We start from the raw sequence: 3508 nt of genomic DNA, 5'->3' as shown, positions 1-3508 counted from the left end.
GGCGAAATAACAAGGCCGATAGTGGATGATTAGGCTCCAAGCTGAAAGTAAACCACCTCCGCAGCCATTTATTGGTGTGGTCTACAGAGGATTATGTCTTTTTAGAGGGGAAAATCCCTAGAACCCCTTATTGCTAAGCATTAAATCTATAGTCACGCGTACATAGCCCATTTTTTTACTTGAGGCGCCTATGTAATTGGTAATTATGTCTGGCTCAAAACCAAAATAGCCCACTGTCGATTCCGCTTTTGCCGAGAAGCTAAAACAGTTTAGGATCAGTGCTAAAAAACCTGCGTATACTATTTTTTTCATCTTTAGTGTGTTTCCATTTTCTTAATACAAATAGTTTATACTTAATAGCGCCTAATAAACAGCTCCTGCAATTATTTATCGGCAGTAAAACATCACTTTTTCAAATGCTTTGGCAATGTTATCATCGTCTCGGTTTTAATTTTATTGAGCTATTATGATTACATTTCCGCTTTCTATATCTGCCAATTGGCAATGTGCTTCTTTGGTAAATAACTTATCTGCGTTAGAGCAAGAGTGGCTATTTGAGCCACATTCATTAACCGCTAAATTAAAAAGTAATGCACAAACTTTTAGTGTAAAAGTGCTTAATGAGCAAACTTTTACTCTAAGCGATGCACAGCAACAACTACTTGGCTCAAATACAAATAAAGCACTTAATCGCGAGGTGCTTTTATTGTGTGACAATACACCCATGGTGTATGCCCAAAGTTGGCTGCCCAGTACACAAACGCAAACAACACTGCATAATATGGGCGCACGCCCTTTAGGTGATGTTATTTTTCAGCACCCTGAACTTACCCGAAGTAATATTGAGGTAGGGCGCTTTGACTCAGAGCATGCGCTGCAGTCACTTGTTAAAGAGTTGAATTTAACTACGCACCCTTTATTAGGTCGTCGTAGTGTGTTTTCTATTAATGATTATCACTTTTTAGTGTGCGAAGTATTTTTACCCGGAGCCTATTTGTACTCATGAAATTAGCCCCTTTGCAATTACAGCATAGCCCTTTTTATATTCAGCTCATGCGCATTGACAAACCTATCGGTACATTACTATTACTGTGGCCTACTTATTGGGCTCTATGGCTTGCAAACGCTGGTATGCCAAGCCTAGTTAACTTTATTGTATTTACCTTAGGCGTAATTGTTATGCGCAGTGCTGGCTGCGTTATTAACGATTTTGCAGATAGAAAAATAGACGGCTCAGTTAAGCGTACAGCAGGGCGGCCTTTGGCCACCGGACAAGTAAGTGCAGGTGAAGCACTGAGTTTATTTATATTACTGATAGCCATTGCTTTTGTATTGGTATTACTACTTAGCATCAACACTATTTTATTGTCATTTGGGGCGTTGGCACTGGCATTTTGCTACCCCTTTATGAAACGCTATACACATCTTCCGCAGGTAGTCTTAGGCGCTGCATTTGGTTGGGCAATACCTATGGCATATATGGCATCAGTTGACTCATTACCGCTGCAGGCGTGGCTGTTATTTGTTGCAAATATTTGTTGGACGGTAGCGTACGACACTATGTATGCCATGGTTGACAGAGATGACGATTTAAAAATAGGGGTTAAATCTACTGCTATTTTATTTGGTAAATACGACCGCCATATTATATTTTTATTAAACGCTAATTTTATAGCGTTGTTGGCGCTTATTGGCTTAATTAACCAGCTAGGCTTGGCGTTTGTTGCAGGTTTATGTACTGCCGCTGGGTTACTTATTTATCAGCAAGTGCTTATTCATAAACGTGCGCGTGATGCATGTTTTAAAGCGTTTTTAAATAATCACTATGTTGGATTAGCTATTTTTGTTGGCTTGTTCTTGTCATTTGTATTTGCGCGTTAATTTCATCTCAACGCTATTAATTTAACCTCAGTATAGCCACTAGTTGTTGTGGCTATGTTGGTTTTATCGTGGGGGGTCAATTACTCCACTTATTGAGGCGTTCTTTCTAAACCAGCCAGCAATAGAGTAGCGCTCATTAATGGCAGGTAATACCTCGTGCGCAAAACGCTCGCTTTCAAACATAACGAGTGTCCCCGCGGTGGGTTTAATTATTATCTCTATTTGCTTACTTTTTGGTTTGTATATAACAAGCTCGCCACCGTGCTCGGGCGTATTTAAATAAAGGATTGTTGTAAATACGCGGTTAGATCGCCCTTTAAATGCATCAAAATGCTTTTTATAAAAGTCGCCTTGGGTGTATTTAGCGTAGTGGCACTCATAATCAAATAAGCCCATAAAAAACTGTCGATTAAGTGTGGTTTTTATACTTTCCATTATTGCTTGATAAGTTAGCTGTGCTTGTGAGCTGCCATCAAACCAATAGGTTTTATCTTTACGAATGGTTTTATCTATTTGTAAGTCATTTAAACGGCCAATACCTGCAGCGCTAAAATGCGGGTTAATACGGTGGCAATCGGTGATTAAACTCTCTACTAGCTCGCTAATAAGTGCGTTAGGTATAACAACATAACCATGGGTTTCTATTGCATCTAAATAAACATCAGAACTAAAAAGTGTGTTCATTTATGTCTGTTGATTAAAAAAGGTGCGACAGTGTAGCCTAAAAAAATTTAATAGCTAGTGGTTTGTGCTCCGCTACTTAAGCAAATAAAAACCTAACGCGTAAGTATAAAAACTAAAAGGGCTTTTTAGGTTAAGCAGCTGTGCTGCAGGTTTTGGTAACAAGAAGAGTAAATCAGTAAGGGCTATCTAAATTGGTTGCCCTTAAAAGGTTTAAGGGCAATGCGGTATGCTATTTTTATCTTGGCTTAAGTAATAGTCGTAGATGCTTTTTTGATAAGAGATAATAAATGGTCAATGTGTTCGCCAACTGCTGCTTGTTGACTTGTTTGTATAACAAGTTGTTCGTGACTTAAGTCTTTATTTGTTTTTAGCTGTACAAGCTCTGTGTGTTCTGCAAGAGTGCTCGCGTGTTCAATACTTGCAATAGCAAAGTGATCTGATTTAACCAGCCCTGACATTACTTGCTCAATGCTGCCTACCTTAATGCTAGCCGATTTATTGAGCATATCGATGGCTTCGTTAAGCATGCTTTGTACTTGTTTAGACTGAGAAAAACAGCCGTACATAGGGTAGCTATCTAAATCGTGTTTGCTGATATCGCTTTTATTTGCTAACGGATGGTGTTTAGAAACAAACAATACCAGTTGGTCTGGCAGGTGTATGTCGCTGCCGATGCTGTTAATTGCCTGCGAATAAACACTGATATCAATCTCGCCCTCTTGCAGTTTGCGTGCAAGTTCGTGCTGCTCTTGCAATTGCATTTCTATTTTAACATGGGGGTATTGTGCTAAAAATTGCCCGCATGAGATAGGTACTAGGGGTTTTGCGCCCATCCCCTCGAAATTAACCTTAGCTTGAATTTTCACGCTTAGAGTAACTTTTCGTACCATTGGACTTCACCCCTTGAATAACACAGTTTGTATTATTTAGCCCATCCCCTCGA

The 3508-nt window shown here is 39.4% G+C and carries 4 protein-coding genes and 1 pseudogene; 2 read left to right on the top strand and 3 right to left on the bottom strand.

The window, feature by feature from the left end; translation table 11 throughout:
- Window positions 1-129: 129 nt before the first annotated feature.
- Window positions 130-312: pseudogene (locus tag ABMY41_RS21530) on the bottom strand (flagellar basal body-associated protein FliL); the annotation flags it as partial.
- A 154-nt stretch (window positions 313-466) separates the two neighbouring features.
- Here ABMY41_RS21530 and ABMY41_RS21525 point away from each other — a divergent pair.
- A complete protein-coding gene (locus ABMY41_RS21525; RefSeq protein WP_004588555.1) occupies window positions 467-1006 on the top strand; it encodes a chorismate lyase in 540 nt (179 codons plus the stop codon).
- Window positions 1003-1881 (top strand): 4-hydroxybenzoate octaprenyltransferase, encoded by an 879-nt coding sequence (ubiA, locus tag ABMY41_RS21520; RefSeq protein WP_004588554.1) that lies wholly within the window; start codon window positions 1003-1005, stop codon window positions 1879-1881. The genes ABMY41_RS21525 and ubiA overlap by 4 nt, the downstream gene beginning before the upstream one ends.
- 63 nt (window positions 1882-1944) lie before the next feature.
- Here the strand turns inward: ubiA and ABMY41_RS21515 are convergent, their stop codons facing one another.
- Both ABMY41_RS21515 and ABMY41_RS21510 read right to left on the bottom strand, forming a co-directional pair.
- Window positions 1945-2565, bottom strand: coding sequence for a 2OG-Fe(II) oxygenase (locus ABMY41_RS21515; RefSeq protein ID WP_004588553.1), 621 nt, complete (start codon window positions 2563-2565; stop codon window positions 1945-1947).
- Window positions 2566-2810: 245 nt separating this feature from the next.
- Complete coding sequence (locus ABMY41_RS21510; protein ID WP_235378349.1) at window positions 2811-3398, bottom strand: LysR substrate-binding domain-containing protein; 588 nt, start codon at window positions 3396-3398, stop codon at window positions 2811-2813.
- Window positions 3399-3508 lie beyond the last annotated feature (110 nt).

Source organism: Pseudoalteromonas sp. BZA4 (assembly GCF_040104395.1).
Lineage (GTDB): Bacteria > Pseudomonadota > Gammaproteobacteria > Enterobacterales > Alteromonadaceae > Pseudoalteromonas.
This window is presented reverse-complemented; position numbering and strand designations above follow the sequence as displayed.